The organism is Paraburkholderia sp. JPY419 (assembly GCF_050435705.1).
Taxonomy (GTDB): domain Bacteria; phylum Pseudomonadota; class Gammaproteobacteria; order Burkholderiales; family Burkholderiaceae; genus Paraburkholderia; species Paraburkholderia youngii.
Genome location: NZ_JBNDKV010000004.1, coordinates 1,356,614 through 1,373,379 on the forward strand (window position 1 = coordinate 1,356,614; position 16,766 = coordinate 1,373,379).

The 16,766-nt window shown below is 62.8% G+C and carries 16 protein-coding genes and 1 pseudogene; 6 read left to right on the plus strand and 11 right to left on the minus strand.

Annotated elements, in window-relative coordinates; genetic code table 11:
* The first annotated feature begins 189 nt into the window (after positions 1–189).
* Positions 190–2,148, plus strand: a complete 1,959-nt coding sequence (gene prpR / locus QFZ91_RS34715; RefSeq protein WP_429569993.1) for a propionate catabolism operon regulatory protein PrpR — start codon at positions 190–192, stop codon at positions 2,146–2,148.
* A 33-nt stretch (positions 2,149–2,181) separates the two neighbouring features.
* Here the strand turns inward: prpR and QFZ91_RS34720 are convergent, their stop codons facing one another.
* The 5 genes from QFZ91_RS34720 to QFZ91_RS34740 form a co-directional block, all read right to left on the minus strand.
* Positions 2,182–3,483, minus strand: coding sequence for a lysozyme (locus QFZ91_RS34720; RefSeq protein ID WP_429569994.1), 1,302 nt, complete (start codon positions 3,481–3,483; stop codon positions 2,182–2,184).
* A gap of 219 nt (positions 3,484–3,702) precedes the next feature.
* Positions 3,703–3,978, minus strand: coding sequence for a hypothetical protein (locus QFZ91_RS34725; RefSeq protein WP_429569995.1), 276 nt, complete (start codon positions 3,976–3,978; stop codon positions 3,703–3,705).
* A gap of 143 nt (positions 3,979–4,121) precedes the next feature.
* Complete coding sequence (locus QFZ91_RS34730; protein ID WP_429569996.1) at positions 4,122–4,604, minus strand: hypothetical protein; 483 nt, start codon at positions 4,602–4,604, stop codon at positions 4,122–4,124.
* A 324-nt stretch (positions 4,605–4,928) separates the two neighbouring features.
* On the minus strand, positions 4,929–5,237 hold the full coding sequence (locus QFZ91_RS34735) for a hypothetical protein (RefSeq protein ID WP_429569997.1): 309 nt from the start codon (positions 5,235–5,237) through the stop codon (positions 4,929–4,931).
* A 1-nt stretch (position 5,238) separates the two neighbouring features.
* The gene (locus QFZ91_RS34740; protein ID WP_429569998.1) at positions 5,239–5,991 is read right to left on the minus strand and encodes a hypothetical protein; all 753 of its coding nucleotides are present in this window, start codon (positions 5,989–5,991) and stop codon (positions 5,239–5,241) included.
* A gap of 243 nt (positions 5,992–6,234) precedes the next feature.
* Between QFZ91_RS34740 and QFZ91_RS34745 the strand changes: the two genes are divergently transcribed.
* Positions 6,235–7,317 carry a tartrate dehydrogenase gene (locus QFZ91_RS34745; protein WP_368584616.1) on the plus strand — a complete coding sequence of 361 codons (1,083 nt, stop codon included), beginning with the start codon at positions 6,235–6,237 and terminating at the stop codon, positions 7,315–7,317.
* 36 nt (positions 7,318–7,353) lie between these two features.
* Here QFZ91_RS34745 and QFZ91_RS34750 read toward each other — a convergent pair whose 3' ends face one another.
* On the minus strand, positions 7,354–7,620 hold the full coding sequence (locus QFZ91_RS34750) for a hypothetical protein (protein WP_429569999.1): 267 nt from the start codon (positions 7,618–7,620) through the stop codon (positions 7,354–7,356).
* 403 nt (positions 7,621–8,023) lie between these two features.
* Here QFZ91_RS34750 and QFZ91_RS34755 point away from each other — a divergent pair, with 403 nt between their 5' ends.
* Together QFZ91_RS34755 and QFZ91_RS34760 are read left to right on the plus strand one after the other, a co-directional pair.
* Complete coding sequence (locus QFZ91_RS34755; protein ID WP_429570000.1) at positions 8,024–9,010, plus strand: M14 family metallopeptidase; 987 nt, start codon at positions 8,024–8,026, stop codon at positions 9,008–9,010.
* A gap of 372 nt (positions 9,011–9,382) precedes the next feature.
* A complete protein-coding gene (locus QFZ91_RS34760; protein ID WP_368596874.1) occupies positions 9,383–10,741 on the plus strand; it encodes an MFS transporter in 1,359 nt (452 codons plus the stop codon).
* Positions 10,742–10,861: 120 nt separating this feature from the next.
* Here QFZ91_RS34760 and QFZ91_RS34765 read toward each other — a convergent pair whose 3' ends face one another.
* The gene (locus tag QFZ91_RS34765) at positions 10,862–11,509 is read right to left on the minus strand and encodes a LysE family translocator (protein WP_429570001.1); all 648 of its coding nucleotides are present in this window, start codon (positions 11,507–11,509) and stop codon (positions 10,862–10,864) included.
* A 90-nt stretch (positions 11,510–11,599) separates the two neighbouring features.
* On the opposite strand from QFZ91_RS34765, the gene QFZ91_RS34770 reads away from it, so the two are divergent.
* Positions 11,600–12,052 carry an Lrp/AsnC family transcriptional regulator gene (locus tag QFZ91_RS34770; protein WP_176110538.1) on the plus strand — a complete coding sequence of 151 codons (453 nt, stop codon included), beginning with the start codon at positions 11,600–11,602 and terminating at the stop codon, positions 12,050–12,052.
* Between the two features lie 164 nt (positions 12,053–12,216).
* On the plus strand, positions 12,217–12,549 hold the full coding sequence (locus QFZ91_RS34775) for a hypothetical protein (RefSeq protein ID WP_429570002.1): 333 nt from the start codon (positions 12,217–12,219) through the stop codon (positions 12,547–12,549).
* A 24-nt stretch (positions 12,550–12,573) separates the two neighbouring features.
* Here the strand turns inward: QFZ91_RS34775 and QFZ91_RS34780 are convergent.
* From QFZ91_RS34780 to QFZ91_RS34795, 4 genes and pseudogenes are all read right to left on the minus strand, one after another.
* A pseudogene (locus QFZ91_RS34780) lies at positions 12,574–12,904 on the minus strand (glycosyl hydrolase 53 family protein); the annotation flags it as partial.
* 30 nt (positions 12,905–12,934) lie between these two features.
* Positions 12,935–14,899, minus strand: a complete 1,965-nt coding sequence (locus QFZ91_RS34785) for a beta-galactosidase (protein WP_429570003.1) — start codon at positions 14,897–14,899, stop codon at positions 12,935–12,937.
* A 60-nt stretch (positions 14,900–14,959) separates the two neighbouring features.
* On the minus strand, positions 14,960–15,811 hold the full coding sequence (locus tag QFZ91_RS34790; RefSeq protein ID WP_429570004.1) for a carbohydrate ABC transporter permease: 852 nt from the start codon (positions 15,809–15,811) through the stop codon (positions 14,960–14,962).
* Positions 15,812–15,838: 27 nt separating this feature from the next.
* Positions 15,839–16,744: a carbohydrate ABC transporter permease gene (locus tag QFZ91_RS34795; protein WP_429570005.1), complete on the minus strand. Its 906-nt coding sequence runs from the start codon at positions 16,742–16,744 to the stop codon at positions 15,839–15,841.
* Positions 16,745–16,766: the final 22 nt, after the last annotated feature.

Sequence of the window (16,766 nt, forward strand, 5' to 3'; positions counted from 1 at the left end):
GCCTAGAACGCAAGGAACGGGCCAGCGCGCGCCCCGCCTGCTAAGTGCCTGATTTGACGCAAGTGCGGCGAACCAATCACGCGGGCTCGCACACACTCGATTTCATTAATGAAACTGCCAATTTCAAATTGGGAACGAATGCTCGCATAATGGAGCCTCCGAACCAACCGCCGTCGCGAGCCGCCCACCTTGAGCACCTCTCTTTACGAACCGCCGCAGCGTCCGCGCGTCTGGGCGCTGAGCATCAGCCGCCTGCGCGATCTGTTCTTCGACATCGCCGGCGAATACGTGGATCGCGCGGACGTTCGCATCGTGTCGCACGCGTTCGAAGACGCGGTGCGCGAAATCGAAGGCGCAGGCTCCGCGCGGCCCGATGTCGTGCTAGCGGGCGGCTCGAATGGCGCTTATCTGAAGACGCGCGTGTCGGTGCCGGTGGTGCGCATCAGCCCGACCGGCTACGACGTGATGCATGCGCTCGCGCGCGCGCGTCGCGAAGGGGCGCGCGTCGCGCTCGTCACGCACGGCGACACGCCCGACGAAGTGCGCCGTTTCACCGCCGCGTACGCGCTCGACGTCACGTTCGCGTCGTATCAGTCCGCGCAGGACGCCGAGAGCGTCGTGCTCGATCTCAGCGATCGCGGCATCGACGTCGTGGTCGGCCCGGGCATGGTCACCGATCTCGCCGCCAACGCGGGCATGGACGCGGTGTTTCTGTATTCGCGCGCGTCGGTGCGGGCCGGCTTCGACACCGCGCTCGAAGTCGCGCAGGCGACGCGCCGCGAAACCGTGCGACGTCAGCGGCTCGACACGTTGCTGCAGCATCTGCGCGACGGCGTGGTCGCGCTCGATGCGCAAGGCCGCGTCGAACTGATGAACCAGCGTCTCGCGAGCGTGCTCGGCATCGATCCCGCGAAGGCCGTCGGCCGCGCGCTGCTCGAACTCGCGCCCGACCTCGCGGGCAGTCTGCCCGACGCGGAGGGCGACAGCTTCTGCACGGTACGCGGCGCGAGCTATGTCGTGCATCGCGGGCCGCTCGCGAGCAGCGGCGCGGCGCCGGGCACCGTGCTGACGTTTCAGGAATCGCGCGCGGTCGAGCGGCTCGATCGCACGTTGCGCGCGCGGCAACGTGTGCAGCAGTTCACCGCGCGCTACCGGCTCGACGATATCGTCGGCGCGTCGGAATCGATCGAACGGGTGCGCGCGCTGGTCGCGCGTTATGCGAGGTCAGACGCGACCGTGCTGATTCTCGGCGAGAGCGGCACCGGCAAGGAGATGGTCGCGCAGAGCATGCATCAGTTGAGCGCGCGGCGCGACTTCGCGTTCGTCGCGATCAATTGCGGCGCGTTTCCGGAGGCGCTGCTCGAAAGCGAGCTGTTCGGCTACGAGGAAGGCGCGTTCACCGGCGCGCGCAGGGGCGGCAAGGCGGGGCTGATCGAGGTCGCGCATCGCGGCACGCTGTTTCTCGACGAGATCGGCGAGATGCCGTTGCCGTTGCAGAGCCGCCTGTTGCGCGTGTTGCAGGAGCGCGAGGTGGTGCGGCTCGGGTCGACGGAGCCGATGCGCGTCGATATCCGCGTGGTCGCGGCGACGCATCGCGCGCTGACCGACGCCGTCGCGGCCGGCAGTTTCCGCGCTGATCTGTACTACCGGCTCAACATTCTCAGCATCGCGCTACCGCCGCTGCGCGAGCGGCCGAACGACTTGCTGCCGCTCGCCGCCGAACTGTTGCGCCAGGCGGCCGCGCGCGAGCCGAGGCTGGCCGCGCGAGTGCCCGACGCGCAGACCGCCGCGCGCATGCTCGAGGGGTTGGGTGCTGCGCTGCGGCGCTATGCGTGGCCGGGTAATGTGCGCGAGTTGCAGAACGTGATCGAGCGGATCGGGGTTGAACTCGCCGATAGCGACGCGGGCACGGATGCCAGCGCGGCGCTCGTCACGCGCGACATGCTGCGCGTGATCGCGCCGGAAGTCGTCGAGCCCATCGCGCGCGCGAAGCCGGCGGCGCTGACGCTGCGCGAGCGCAGCCGTCATGTCGAGGCCGATGAAATCCGCGCGGTGCTCGCGGCTCACGAAGGCGATCGCGATGCGGCTTGCGCCGCGTTGGGCATCAGCAAGACGACGTTGTGGCGCAAGTTGAATGGGGGGCGGTAGGTGTGGGGCGTGGTTGCCAACGGTGCGCCGGAGCTACGGCTGCACTGCCCGCACGATCACGCCGTTCCAGCCGAATACCACGCGATGCGCATCCATGCGGAATACGGCCGCGCAATTGTCGCTGTCCAGCAGTAGGGTCTTTTGGGGCAAGCCCGTATCGTCGAGGTTGATACCGTAATAGTCCTTGAGCTTCGGCGCGGTATCGACGGTGCGGACACTGAAACCGCCGTGCGAACGACAGCGCTCGCCGGCGAATTCCATCTGATCGGTCGATATGCTCAGCACCTTGCCGAGCAGTCTTTTTGCCTCGGGTATGCCACCGGAAACGTCACTGTATCCGACCACATCGGTAACGGTCCATGTTCCGTTGAATGATGACCGGGTGGTCGTGGGTCCGGCCGCGAAGCAGGTGGTGGCAGTCAGGCAAATTGCTAACGCCAGGTACAGTGGTCTGAGCATCACGGCCGCTGCTTCCTGAAGGGCGCCGATTCCCGCACTCGTCGATTCGCAAGTCCCTGGCTCCTGCGCGGCGAGCCAATCGGGCGCCCCCCGCCGATCGCGTGGGGTTACCATCACATTGAGAGACATATGCTGCGCAACCGCTTCCATATCGCCCCGGTTTGCAGGGTCCAACGCCTCGCGTGTATTTCGATTCGTCGAGTTGTATGCGAAAGAGACTGCCGCGTCGAACTGCGCTTGAGTCAGTGCGTACTCTGTGACCGTGGCCCTTACGAGCCGCTCGGCGTCGTGAACGCGCGCCGTCAAGATAGCGTTCACCTGCTCAGGTAACACCGCGCGCTGCAACTCCGCAGGTGTGCAGGGTCCGAAGTGCGCCAGTGTTCCCACGCCCCATGTGCAGTTTCCGTTGATGGGCGCATCGTTGTAATAGCGCATGACCACGCCCTCGTTGACCCTCAGTGCAGCATAACCTTCTGGGCTCGTCTTCATTGCGTCGTTTGCGCGGCATATCTGCTGCCATGTCATCTCCCTGAAAAAATGCCCAAGCGAGCGCGGTGGACAATGTGCTCGCCGCCCGCAAGAGGAAGGAGAATCTACTTGCGACCCGGGTGTCTTCGAAAATCGCTCGCTTTTAGAAAGCATGGTGCGCGCGAGATCGTAATTCGTGTCCCCCGGCGTGAGAATCCTTATCTCAAAGACAATGTTATTGGCCACGCTGAAATGTTCAACGGTGCAGCGACTCGTTCCGCTAAAAGTTGCCGTTGCTCGCTTCCCTTCATCTTCCAACATAACAATTAGTTTATGCCTATCCGGAACCACGAGAGCTTTGATATACCAGTCGTGGAAATGGCCGAAGTCCTTGAGCCTGTCTATCATCTTTCGTTGCGGCAATAAGGCATCACAATGATTCAACGTTCATGAAGTCAAACTCCACCGCGATTTCAGCCCCTCCACTGGAATACACGTTGGCTACGTGCCCGGCACGGCTCAGGCCGTGAGCTGATCGTTCCTGACGCGCGCACCGGACGCGCAGCAGCAGGTTTGATAGTTCGCGACTGACCGTTTCTCGCACAGCGCGAGTCCGTTGGCGGCAGGCTACGTCTGTGAAGGCTTGTCGATCGGCTCTTGCGTAACCGACATGTACTGCTTGATGTCAGGCTGGCCAAGCGCAATCACGTTGAGTATTGCAACGCCGAGCCTGCGCGCAAATTCGTCGTCGAGTTTGAAATCGTACTCATCGAGAAGGATCGGCATTTCGATTTTCCCGGCCAGCAGAGGAGCTAGCCTGGCGGGGTCAACGGTTTGCACTGTGAGCCGTTGACGCTCCTCTGTATAGGTTAAAACCACGGAATACGGCGGATGAGTAGCCATCAATAACCTCTGCACTATTGATAGTTCTGGAATGCCTGCGTTTTGCAAAGCGAGATGCAGTACGGGCTACGACTATCCTTGGCATCGCGCTACCACCGACGCGCGAGCCGCCGAACGACCTGCTGCCGCTCGCCGCCGAGTCACTACAAGGACGAGGGATCGAACTTGCCGCCTTCGATCACAAAGTGCTCCGCATCGGGATTCGACGGGAATAGGCGCCAGTCTTCATCGTCTGGTATCGCATCCGCAAGAATTACTAGACGCATACCTCTCGCCAGCAAAATGACGGCATCACCGCCCTCGCCCGCCTCGATATCCAAAACAGCTATTGGGCCTTGAGTCACAAGGAGATCGCGGATTCGTTGTGTTGTTCTTCTCGTACTCTCTTCTGCTGCTGCAAAGTCCGAGTAAGACGCAACGATCGCGCTTCCTTGCTCGATGCGCCAGTCACACTGAATATGTAGCGCCCAATCGCCCAGACGCTTGATGGTGCCTCTGCTTGTTCTTACCTCCCGAAGCGGCCCGAACTGTAACGTGAGCATGTCAGTCGCGTGCGCCACTCCGCTAACGTCAAGCCCGATCAAAATGGAAAGGTGACGTGCTACCTGCTCTTTTGTATCGATCATTCCGATTTGTCTCCAAACAAGTCCAGGGCGCGCTTCATCATGCCGTGATACTCAAGATCGTCCTTCTGGATATCGCAACGAAGGCGGCGTGTCTGATCCGTGTTCAGTCCAAGTGAGGGCAAGTGAAGTCATCGTGCCTCACAGCCAATGAAGGAGGCCTGAATGTGCAACAAGACACCATCCCAAAAAATCCGCCCCAAACGAGGCGGCAATGGCCATAGCACTAGCTAGACAGCCAGTCATCGAAGCAACAGGCCGATCAACATACGGACCGGCGCCGCATTGTGCATCGGATCGTTCTGATTTGCGTTTGCGTTGGTAGCACTAGTCTGCAGATGGCTTCTGCTTATCCCAATTGACTGGCTCTGCGGTCGTGATTTGGAGTCGCTCACGAAGTTCTACATGCACCCCTGCCTGCATGAGTATTGCCATCGCACCAAGCTTACGGGCGTCTTCATCCCCGATTGGCTCCGTCCCATACTCCTCTGCCCCGGGCGGAATGGTCATACCGCCGCTTCTGGCTATTTCACGGTCAATGACGGTCTGCACTTCTCTCCTGAATACCGTGCACATTTTCAATTGCTGTGTTTGTTCGTCGTAGAAAATGATAGTTGCGCGTGGGTGCTTCGACATCTCAGTATCCTCGACAGCTTTGATAGTTGAAAAAAGCGCGCTGGGTGCATAGGGCGTATGTGCGCGGATCCTGATATATCGCCCGCGCGACATTGCATTGCTCGATGTCCCGATCATAGAGTGCAAAACATTCAGCCTCGTGGGCCTCACTGACGCCGCGCGCCGCAATGGTTTGCACATCGTCGCTTAACGCGTCCGGTGTGTACTCAAACGGCTTTGCGTTGCCAAGATTCTGCGGCACGCGCGGGCGGTTCCCGTAGATCGACCTTAGCATGTCCACGTCGCTCGATTGCTGCTCGCGCACGGAGCCCGACCGGGACGCCCTTTCCCGCTGCTCCCGTATCGCCTGCACGCACTCGCGCATCTCGTCCCGCTCAGGGACAAAGATCAGACTACCGCGCTTCACCTCGCTGTACAGGGCTTTGGCAACCTCATCGTCTCTCATCCTGTACATATGAAAGCGGTTGTGACTCCGGCCGAGCATATCGCGCAACTCGTACGACTGGTGCGACAGCAGCATGGATGGGCTGTATCGCAGCCACGCTGCGCGCGCTTCCTCCATGCCCTCCACGATGTCGTCGTGTGCTTCGCGGGGTACGCTTGCCGGCAACGCAAAATGGAACCACCGGTCGACGTCAAACAGCCACGAAGATTCGATGTGAAGGTTGAACGATCTGTAAAGGCTGATCGAGAAGAAATGTCCGTGCCGCCTTTCACGGACCTCATGGAAAGAACCGAGGGAAAGTGAAGTCATCGCGCCTCACAGTCAGTCAAGGAGGCCCGATTGTGCAACAAGACCCCATCCCAAAAAACCCCTCGTTCAGCCTCGCATGAGATGCGTGCCGCGCCTTCCTCGTCGCGCAGATTCTCAAGTCATCGGATCAATATGCACATCCATCCCCGCCTCCGCCGGAATGACAAACCGCACGAACGAACGCGCCACGAATAAAATATCCGTCACCGAATCCCTAACCCATTCCCCAAGGAGGAGACCAGCATGTCGAACAAATACCGGATTGCCGTCATCCCCGGCGACGGCATCGGCGTCGAGGTGATGCCCGAAGCGCTGCGCGTACTCGAGGTCGCGACGCAACGCTTCGGTATCGAACTCGAGTATCAGCACATCGAGTGGGCGAGCTGCGACTACTACGCGAAGCACGGCAAGATGATGCCGGACGATTGGAAAGCGCAACTTCAATCGGCCGATGCGATCCTGTTCGGCGCGGTCGGTTGGCCCGACACCGTGCCCGATCACATCTCGCTGTGGGGCTCGCTGCTGAAGTTTCGCCGAGAGTTCGACCAATACGTGAATCTGCGTCCGGCGCGCCTATTTGCAGGCGTGCCGTCGCCGCTCGCGGGACGCAAGGCCGGCGACATCGACTTCTGGATCGTGCGCGAGAACACCGAGGGCGAGTATTCGTCGGTGGGCGGCGTGATGTTCGAAGGCACCGAGCGCGAGTTCGTGCTGCAGGAGTCGGTGTTCACACGGCACGGCAGCGAGCGCGTGCTGAAGTTCGCGTTCGATCTCGCGCAGCGCCGCGCGCGCAAGAAAATCACCGTCGCGACGAAGAGCAACGGCATCGCGATCAGCATGCCGTGGTGGGACAAATGCGCGGCCGGCATCGCCGCGCAATATCCGGACGTCACGTGGGACAAGCAGCACATCGACATCCTGTGCGCGCGCTTCGTACTGAACCCCGACCGTTTCGACGTGGTCGTCGCGACCAATCTGTTCGGCGACATCCTGTCCGATCTCGGCCCCGCGTGCACGGGTACGATCGGCCTCGCGCCATCGGGCAACCTGAATCCGGACCGCAAGTTTCCGTCGCTGTTCGAGCCGGTGCACGGGTCGGCACCCGACATCGCCGGCAAGCACATCGCGAATCCGATCGCGATGATCTGGTCGGCCGCGATGATGCTCGACTTCCTCGGTCATTCCAGCGGCAAGGAACGCGAGGCGCACGACGCGATCCTGAAAGCGATCGAGGCGACGCTGATCGAGGGTCCGCACACCGGCGATCTCGGCGGCAACGCAAGCACGAGCGAAGTCGGCAAGGCGATTGCTGCGAAACTCGCGTGATATGAAGCAAAGACGGCGCAGCGCGCAGATGCGCCGTCATCGACAGTTGCGCCGCTCGCAGAGCGACCATTCGCCATTGTGCGTCACCAGGGCGCCACGAATCAGCTCGACGAGCGGCAAATACACGGCCGCGCTTTTGTTCAAGCCCCACACGTAGACGGGCAGCGACAGCACCCGCTGCAAGTCGAAGCCCCATTTGAATACGTCTACGCCGAACGGCGCGAGCGCGAGTACCTTGCGGACGAAGGTCTTCTGTTTGAACAGCACGAAGCCGACGCCTACCGCCATCGCGAGCAGAAACACGAGCCCGTGACAAGCCGGCCGGAGCGCGCAAACAGCGCGTCTGCCGAGTTCGCATCGGCGTCGGAACTCGTAGGCGCCGGACGATCGATGGGAGAATTCATAACTCGCGACGATGGTTTCAGTGTTGCATTTCACGCACGCGCCCTACCTCGCGCGACTGTGCGGCATTCCCATCTACGTGATTGCGGGCTTTCTCGGCAACCGGTATTGCGCGATGCGCGAACGCGCACGCTGAAAATGCGCATCGTATCCACACCTCATTGATATCTGTTCACGATTTTGTCGATGTCGCGGGATACGGTGAGCACATATCGGAAGAATATTTACTGTCTTTTGCGCAAGGCGCCGAACATAGCGACGTCTTAAGGAAAGATTACCCATGCCATTCACCAGGGACGCCGCTATGAGCCGAGAAGCTTATCCGATCGAAGTCGAATTCCCCGATATTGCGCAGCACGAGCAGTCGTCGTCGGGCATCGCATACGTTCACACGTTCGATTCGGGCGTGCCAGGCCCGCACGTGATGATCAACGCACTCACACATGGCAACGAAGTGTGCGGCGCGATTGTCGTCGATGAGTTGCTGCGCCGCGCGCTGCGGCCGCGACGCGGGCAGCTCACGCTGTCGTTCGCGAACGTCGCCGCGTACCGGCGTTTCGATCCCGCGAATCCGGACGCCGCGCGCTTCGTCGATCAGGACTTGAACCGCGTGTGGACGGCGGCGGTGCTCGACGACAGATCGCGCACGTCGAGCGAACTGAAGCGCGCGCGTGCGATGCGCCCGGTGATCGACACGGTCGACGCGCTGCTCGACCTGCATTCGATGCACGAGCGGTGCAAGCCGCTGATCGTCGCGGGACCGCTGCAAAAAGGCATCGACCTCGCGGTGCGGCTCGGTACGCCCGCCACGGTGATCTGCGACGAAGGGCATCCCGAAGGCCGCCGCATGCGCGACTACGAAGGGTTCGGCGATGCCGCGAGCCCGAAGAACGCGCTGCTGATCGAATGCGGCCAGCATTGGGAGCGCGGTGCGGTGGCGGTCGCACGCGACACGACCGCGCGTTTCCTGTTGCTGGCCGGCGTGGTGGACGAGACGGATCTGCCGCCGGGGTGGCTCGCGCCGTTGCCGCCCGAGCAGAGCATCGTGCGCGTGACACAGCCGGTCGTCGCGACCAGCATGGACTTCAGCTTCGCGGCGGCGTACACCGGCCTCGAGGTTTTCGCCAAGGCAGGCGCCGTGATCGGCTGGTCCAACGGCGAAGAGGTGCGCACCCCCTACGACAACTGCATGCTCGTGATGCCGTCGCTGCGGCAGTTGCGCCCCGGTGTGACCGTCGTGCGGCTGGGACGAATCGAGCGGACGGTGGCTCATCCCGCGGTGACGAGCTGACCGGCGGGTGTCTCGAAGCCGTTTGCCGCTTGTTTCGGCGCGCTGAGCTTGGCGCGCCTGGCCCTTTCTCCGGCGCGTTTGCAGCGCGCCGCCCTGCCACGCATCGACAGCGCGAAAACTCGGGTATTCCCCCGTTGACCGGATTGGTTTCATTCCTTACAGTGGCGCGCGTTCGCGTAGAGAATCATCGTTCTGTATACGAACAACCTTCCTCGCCCGGCGCGATTCCGTCAAGCCGATCCGTCCGGGTATGATTCATTGCCGATGCATGGCCAATTCGGCCGCTGCAGGCATCGTGCGCCGTTGCCAGACGGCGTACAGTTCGAGAAGAATCGCTCGTCGTGTCGGGCCTTTCGCTGTCAGGAGACCATCATGAACCGCAGCCCCGCTGTGAACGTTCAAACCTTCATTAACGAGCATCCGTTTTCGCCGTTCCAGTGGCTGATCTTTTTCATGTGCTTCGTCATCGTCCTGCTGGACGGTTTTGACACTGCTGCGATTGGCTTCATCGCGCCTTCGCTGGTCACCGAATGGGGCATCGCGAAGCCCGCGCTCGCGCCGGTGCTGAGCGCCGCGCTGTTCGGCCTCGCGTGTGGCGCGCTCGGCTCGGGCCCGCTGTCCGACCGCCTCGGGCGTCGCTCGATGCTGGTCGGCTCGGTGCTGCTGTTCGGCCTTGCCTGTCTCGCGTCGGCGTTTTCGACCAGCATCGACCAGCTGACCGTGCTGCGCTTCATCACCGGCGTCGGCCTCGGCGCCGCGATGCCGAACGCGGTCACGATGATGGGCGAATACTGTCCGGACAACCGCCGCGCCACCGTGATCAACCTGATGTTCTGCGGCTTCCCGCTCGGCGCCGCGTTCGGCGGTTTCCTCGCCGCGTGGATGATTCCGCACCTGGGCTGGCGCAGCGTGCTGATCCTCGGCGGCGTCACGCCGCTGCTCCTGTTGGTGCTGCTGCTCGCGAAGATGCCGGAGTCGGTCCGCTACATGGTCGCGAACAACAAGCCGGCCGACCGGATTCGCGCGGCGCTTGCTCGCATTTCCGGCGACGCGGTGCAGGCCGTCGGCTTCACGATGACCGAAACCGCGCCGCAAACCGGCGGCAAGGGTCTCGGCGTCGTGCTGTCGCGCTCGTACATCGTCGGCTCGGTGATGCTGTGGCTCGCGTACTTCATGGGCCTCGTTATCTTCTACGCGTCGATCAACTGGATGCCGATCCTGCTGAAGGACGCCGGCCTCACGCCGCAACGCGCGACGCTGATCTCCGCGCTGTTCCCGCTCGGCGGCGTCGGCGCGGTGCTGGCCGGCGTGCTGATGGACCGCTTCAACGCGAACCGCGTCATCGCGGTCTGCTATGCGCTGACCGCCATTAGCGTGTACTTCATCGGTCAGGCGGCCGGCAACGTCGGCGCGCTCGTGCTGATCGTGTTCATCGCCGGCGTGCTGATGAACACCGCGCAATCGTCGATGCCGGCGCTCGCCGCCGCGTTCTACCCGACCGCGGGCCGCGGCACGGGCGTCGCGTGGATGCTCGGCGTCGGCCGCTTCGGCGGCATCGCGGGCTCGTTCCTCGTGGCCGAGCTGACGCGCCGCCACTTCTCGTTCGGCGGCATCTTCACGACGATCGCGGCCGCGGGTGCGCTGTCGTGCGTCGCGCTGCTGATCAAGCAGGCGGCACGCCCGCATGCGTCGGAAGCGGGTGCGTCGAAGACGCAATCGTTCGGCCATTGAGCGTGCAATGAAATGTGTCCGCTAGCGGACCGGTAACGGTTCGATCGAGTGGTGACCCAGAAGCCGCCCTGCGATTCGCAGGGCGGCTTTTTATTTGGCTGAACGCATGGAACCTCGCGCCTATTTGAACGCGAGGAGCTGCTCGACACACAGCAGCACGGCAATCAGAACCATCGCCGCGCCCGAAACCTGGCTAACCCTGCGCGCGACGCTCGGACGCGTGCGCAAAACCGCCTTCGAGCCGAGTCCGACGACCGAATAAACCACCGCGCAATTGGCCATGTGTAGCAGGCCCAACGCGCCGATCTGCACCGGAATCGACCACGCGTCGGTCGCACGCGTGAATTGCGGCAGCAGCGCGAGAAACAGCAGCAGCGCTTTCGGATTGAGGCCGCTCACCGCGAAGCCGCGGATAGACCAGTCCAACGCCGCGCCGGGTGCGCGCTCGGCCGCTACCGTCGGCACCGCGGGGCGAGCAAGAATATTGCCGCCGACCCACAGCAGATAGCCCGCGCCGACGAACGTCAACACGGCCAGCACCGCTGGCGCCTTGGCGACCAGCGCTCCGACACCGGCCGCCACCACCACGGTGATCGCCAGATAGCCGGACAACATGCCGGCGATGGCGGGCGCAATCGCCCGCTCGCGCAATCCAGCCGAGATCGCGTACGCCCAGTCCGCGCCGGGTACCGGCACCAACGAAAAAGACACGAGCCAAAAGGCCGTCAACAAGCTCACTTCCACAGCCTTCTTCTCCCCGACGAGCATATTTGGACGGAGGGAATGTTACGGCTTTGGCTGTCGAAGGTGCTCCCTCTTTCTTGCCGCCACAAAGCGGTCTGCGCTAGAATTTTTCATATGGACGAAATTGACCGCAAGATTCTTGCTGAATTGCAGCAAGATGGACGACTCACCGTCACTGAACTCAGTGAGCGGATCGGTCTGAGTCTTTCGCCGTGCCAGCGGCGCCTGCGGGCTTTGGAGAAAGCCCGGGTCATCAGCGGCTATCGCGCGGTTATCGATCCGGCAACGATCGGTTTGAACTTCTCGGCAATCGTGTTCGCGACGTTACGGGAAGGCAGTAGCCAAAACATCGAGTCTTTCGAACGCGCGCTGTCGGACATCCCGGAGATCACCCGGGCGGAGCGCCTGTTTGGCGATCCGGATTACATGCTGCACGTCGTCACCCGCGATCTGAAGGCGTTCCAGGTGCTTTACGACCGCTATCTGTTGACGCTGCCCTGCGTGCTGCGACTGTCGTCGACGCTGGTCATGAAGAGCATTTTCGAGGATCGGCCGCTGCCGTTGTGACGCAACGACGTCACGCCCGTTCGCCTGCGGCGTTGTGATCCATCGCGGCAAAAAGCGCCCCAGCCCACTTCCCGATACACTACGCAACAATTTTTCGCGCGCGGCCCGGCGCGGCGACCACCGCCGCTTCCGCGCCGCCGCCGTCTCATTTCAGGATTCCGGTAATGAAACGCGTAGTCGTATCCGCGCTCGTCGCGCTGTGCGTCGCGCAGCCGGCCCCTCAGGCCGTTGCGCAGACCGTCAGCAATCAATGTTTCGCGCTCGGCGATATCGCCGGCCAGGTCGCGTCGTGGCGCGCCCACAAGAAGACCGAAGCTCAGGCGCTCGACCAGGCCGCCCGCTACTACAAGGACCCGTCCGACCGCGCGGCCGTCGATGCGATCATCGAAAAGATCTACCGCCCCGACGCGCCCCACATGACCCCCGATCAGGCGAGCATGGCGATCACGTCGGAGTGCGTGAACCAGCACAAGGGGCAGGCAGCGCCGGCACAGTAATGCCGGTGTGTCGCCCGCGATCCGCTAACGCCGCCGGAACGCCTCCAGCGACGACAACGCATTGCCGTGGAAATCGAACAGCGTGTTGTTGTCCCACTGATCACCGGCGCCGACTTTCCAGCCGACGTTCGGCGTCGGAATCCACTCCGGCTCCCACCAGAACACGCCCTTGCCGTGGCCGTCGGGGATCGCCTTCACGATGTCGGTCACCTGGCCGAGGAACTGCGCCTGGCCGGTGGGCGTCTGCGGATACGGCGAGGTCGCCGTCGCTGGTCGTCCACGGATACGCGGTCTCGACGACGACCAGATCCTTGTCGTAGCGCGTCGCGAGATCGTTCACATTGCCCTGCAGGTCGCTGAACAATGACGTGACATCCGCACCACCTCACGCGTCTTTCCACACGCAAACGTCGCAGGTATTCAGGCGCGGCTCGCCGAGCACGAACGTCGCATGGCGCGGCGCCGGCACCTGCACCGGTTGCGCGCCGAAATTGAATGCGAAGGTCAGGCCGCCACGGCGGCGCAGCCGCAGTCCGTCGGCGAGCAGCTGCGTATCGAGTCCCGCGTCGCGCGCCGCCTGCCGCAACACCGTGCGATGCAGTTCATGCGACAGCCAGCCGGCCACGTAGCGCACGTTGCCGTGCATCAGCAGCGCGGGCCACGCATCGTCGAAGCGCGCGGCAATGCGTGTCTCGCCATTGGCGCGCACATGCTCGCGCCAGTGCAGCGCGCGACCCGTCGTGCCGTCGAGCGACAGCGCGGGCGCGAGCGTCGAGCGCAGTGTTTCCACTTCGAGCACCTGGATCGGCAGCACGCGCTGCAATGCGCCGGGCGGCAGATTGCCCGGAATCGCGAACGCGTCGGTTTTCGAGCCGCTGCGCGGGCCGAACACCCATTGCGCGTTCGAACGCGCGATCTGCTCGACGAGTGCGGCGTCGACCACCGCGAGACTCGGCACCGCGACTAGCTGGTAGCCTGAAAGATCCGCCCGGCTCGACACGATATCGACATCGAGCCCGAGTTCGCGCAGCGACTCGTAGTAGTCGAACGCGAGCGTCTGATAGTCGAAGCCGTTGCCGTGACGCTGGATTTCGAACATCCACTGCGTCTCGTAGTCGAATACCAGCGCGGTGGCCGCTCGTGCGGGCGCGGCGAGCGTCGACAGCGCCGTGCTGCCCGCGATTTCACGCGCGGCCCGTTGCACCTCGAGACCGCCCGGCGACAATTCGTTATTCGGCAGGTTGAGCCCGGAATGCATCTGCTCCTGCGCATATGGGCACTGGCGCCAACGGAAATACGACACCAGCTCCGCGCCATGCGCGAACGCCTCGTAAGCCCACAGCCGCACCATGCCCGACGCCGGCACCGGATTCCACGACGCCCAGTTCACCGGACCGGCCTGCTGCTCCATCACCCAGAAGCGCCCGCCGCCAATGCCGCGGTAGCGGTCGTGATCGAACGCGGACACGTCGGGATGTCCGGTACGCGCGAAGCGCGCCTTCTGCTCCTCCGGCAATGCGATCGATTCGGTGCGCGCGATCGGATAGCTATCCCATGCGGCGATGTCGATCGCGTTGTCGGCGGCGAAGCGATAGTGATCGAAGGTCGTGAAAAAGCCCATGAAGTTGTGCAGCAGATCCGCGTTCGGCGCATGCTCGCGCAACACGTCGATCTGTTCGCGATGGAAGCTCGCGACCTCGTCGGACATGAAGCGGCGGAAGTCGAGCAGATGGATCGGATTGGCGTCGGTAGGTGTCAGCGTCGGCAGACCGATCGCGTCGAACGACGGGTACTCCATGCTCCAGAACACGTTGCCCCACGCGTCGTTCAACGCGCCGATCGTTGCATAGCGCCGTTGCAGCCACGCGTGAAAGCGCTGCAAAGCCGCGGCCGAATAGCTCGGCACCGTATCGTGGCAGCCGAGTTCGTTATCGGTCTGCCACGCGACGATCGACGGATGCCGTCCGTAGCGCTGCGCCATCGCGGTGACGATGCGTACGCATTCGCGCCGGTACGTGTCGCTCGAAATATCGTAGTGACGCCGCGAGCCGAAATTCCAGCGCGTGCCGTCCGCGCGCACCGGCAGCACGTCCGGATGCGCGTCGACGAGCCATTTCGGCGGCGAAGCGGTCGGCGTGCCGAGCACGAGTTTCAGGCCCGCTTTGGCCAGCGTGTCGACGGCTTCGTCGAGCCATTGCCAGTCGTATTCGCCGGCGCGCGGCTCCATGCGGCTCCACGCGAATTCAGCGATCCGCACATGCGTGATGCCGAGTTCGACCATACGTTGCGCGTCGTCGGCCCACATCGCGCGCGGCCATTGTTCCGGGTAGTAGCAGACACCAAATTGCATGTGAAAGTCTCGTGGTGAGTTGACGTCGAGCCGTCGTTTCAATCGTGTTTCAAGCGCCGTTTAGCCCTTGCTTGCCCCGAAGGTCAGTCCGGCGACGAAATGCCTTTGCATCGCGAAGAACATCAGCACCGAAGGCAGCGCGGCCAGCACCGAGCCTGCCGCGACGAGGTTCCACGCGGTGGTCCATTGCCCCTTCAGCGCGGCGACGCCGACTGTGATCGGCGCGGCGGCGTCGCCTTGCGTGAGACACAGCGCCCAGAAGTAGTCGTTCCACACGAACGTGAACACGAGGATCGCCAGCGCGGCGAGCGCGGGGCGGATCAAAGGCAGCACGATGCGCAGATAGATCGTCCACTCGCTCGCCCCTTCGACGCGCGCGGCCTCGATCATCTCGAACGGCAACTGCTTGATGAAGTTGCGCAGAAACAAGGTGCAAAAGCCGGTCTGGAACGACACATGAAAGATCACCAGCGCCCACACGGTGTTGAACAGGCCGAACTTCAGCATCATGTCGCGCACTGGAATCATCAGGATCTGGATCGGCACGAAATTGCCGGCGACGAACGCCAACAGCACGGCCGTGTTGCCCGGAAAGCGATACGTCGCCAACGCGAAACCCGCCATCGACGCGAGGACGATCGCGCCGATCACCGAAGGCACCGTGATCAGCACGCTATTGGCGAAGTAATGCAGCATCGGCGTTTGCGTGAGCGCGGTGCCATAGTTCTCCAGCAGCGCGAAGTGTTTCGGCCATGTCCAGTAGTCGCCCTGCGATAACTCGTCCGTCGAACGGATCGAGGTCAGCAAAACGGCGAGCATCGGCAGCAGCCAGATAAACAGCGCAAGCGGCAGCGAGGCCTTGTAAAGCGTGCGATTCAGCGGTTTCCAGCGTTCGACGGGAAGCGGATACATGAGCTGGTACTCCTGACGTACACAGAATCAGCGTTCCTCGCGCAGCATGCGGCGCAAATGGAACACGATATAGACGAGCATGATCGCGAACAGCACGACCGCAATCGCAGCGGAATAGCCTTCGCGGTAATACTTGATCGCCTCGTCGTACATGAAATAGGCGAGCACGGTGGAACTGTCGAACGGACCGCCGCCGCTCATCACCGCAATTAGATCGAAGCTGCGCAGTGCGCCGATCACGGTCAGCACCACCGCCATGAAGGTCGCGGGCCGCAGTTGCGGCAGGATCACGTGCCACAGCAGTCGCAGCCCTTTTGCGCCTTCCATGCGCGCCGCCTCGACCACCTCGGGATTGATGCCGGTGAGTCCGGTCAGATACAGGATCATGCAGAACGGTGCTTGCGGCCACAGCGCGGCGAAGATGATGCCGAACGTGACCGTGTGCGGATCGCCGAGCACCGGAATGCCGCGACCGACGATCAAGCGCAGCAGCCCGAACGTCGGATCGTAGAACCAGCTGAACACAAGGCCAACTACGACGCCCGACAGCACGAACGGCGCGAAAAACAGCGATTTCACGACGCGCATGCCGCGCACGTGCTGGTTCAGATACAGCGCGAACAGCAGACCGAGAGGCGGCGCGAGCAGAAACAGCGCAAGCCAGATCAGGTTGTTCTTCAGCGCCGTGTAGAACGTATCGGACTGGAACAGCTCGACGTAGTTGGCAAGACCCGCGAAGGTCTTCGGCGTCATGCCGTCCCAGTTGTAGAAGCTCAGCGAAATACTGTTGATGATCGGATAGATCACGCACAGCGTGAACAACGCACAGCCGGGCAGCAGAAAGAAAAACGCTGCGCGATGCTGATGACGGCGCGTCGTCGAGACGCGACGGTGCCGCGCCGCGGGCAGGCGGCGCGCTGCGGTATGAGACATGGAACGGCCTCGTCGGAAATCG

Excerpts from the sequence above, each read along its gene's own strand:
- QFZ91_RS34720 (WP_429569994.1), bottom strand. The coding sequence starts at position 3,483 with ATGATAGACAGGCTCAAGGACTTCGGCCATTTCCACGACTGGTATATC.
- QFZ91_RS34725 (WP_429569995.1), bottom strand. The coding sequence starts at position 3,978 with ATGGCTACTCATCCGCCGTATTCCGTGGTTTTAACCTATACAGAGGAG.
- QFZ91_RS34730 (WP_429569996.1), bottom strand. The coding sequence starts at position 4,604 with ATGATCGATACAAAAGAGCAGGTAGCACGTCACCTTTCCATTTTGATC.
- QFZ91_RS34735 (WP_429569997.1), bottom strand. The coding sequence starts at position 5,237 with ATGTCGAAGCACCCACGCGCAACTATCATTTTCTACGACGAACAAACA.
- QFZ91_RS34740 (WP_429569998.1), bottom strand. The coding sequence starts at position 5,991 with ATGACTTCACTTTCCCTCGGTTCTTTCCATGAGGTCCGTGAAAGGCGG.
- QFZ91_RS34745 (WP_368584616.1), top strand. The coding sequence starts at position 6,235 with ATGTCGAACAAATACCGGATTGCCGTCATCCCCGGCGACGGCATCGGC.
- QFZ91_RS34755 (WP_429570000.1), top strand. The coding sequence starts at position 8,024 with ATGAGCCGAGAAGCTTATCCGATCGAAGTCGAATTCCCCGATATTGCG.
- QFZ91_RS34760 (WP_368596874.1), top strand. The coding sequence starts at position 9,383 with ATGAACCGCAGCCCCGCTGTGAACGTTCAAACCTTCATTAACGAGCAT.
- QFZ91_RS34765 (WP_429570001.1), bottom strand. The coding sequence starts at position 11,509 with ATGCTCGTCGGGGAGAAGAAGGCTGTGGAAGTGAGCTTGTTGACGGCC.
- QFZ91_RS34770 (WP_176110538.1), top strand. The coding sequence starts at position 11,600 with ATGGACGAAATTGACCGCAAGATTCTTGCTGAATTGCAGCAAGATGGA.
- QFZ91_RS34775 (WP_429570002.1), top strand. The coding sequence starts at position 12,217 with ATGAAACGCGTAGTCGTATCCGCGCTCGTCGCGCTGTGCGTCGCGCAG.
- QFZ91_RS34785 (WP_429570003.1), bottom strand. The coding sequence starts at position 14,899 with ATGCAATTTGGTGTCTGCTACTACCCGGAACAATGGCCGCGCGCGATG.
- QFZ91_RS34790 (WP_429570004.1), bottom strand. The coding sequence starts at position 15,811 with ATGTATCCGCTTCCCGTCGAACGCTGGAAACCGCTGAATCGCACGCTT.
- QFZ91_RS34795 (WP_429570005.1), bottom strand. The coding sequence starts at position 16,744 with ATGTCTCATACCGCAGCGCGCCGCCTGCCCGCGGCGCGGCACCGTCGC.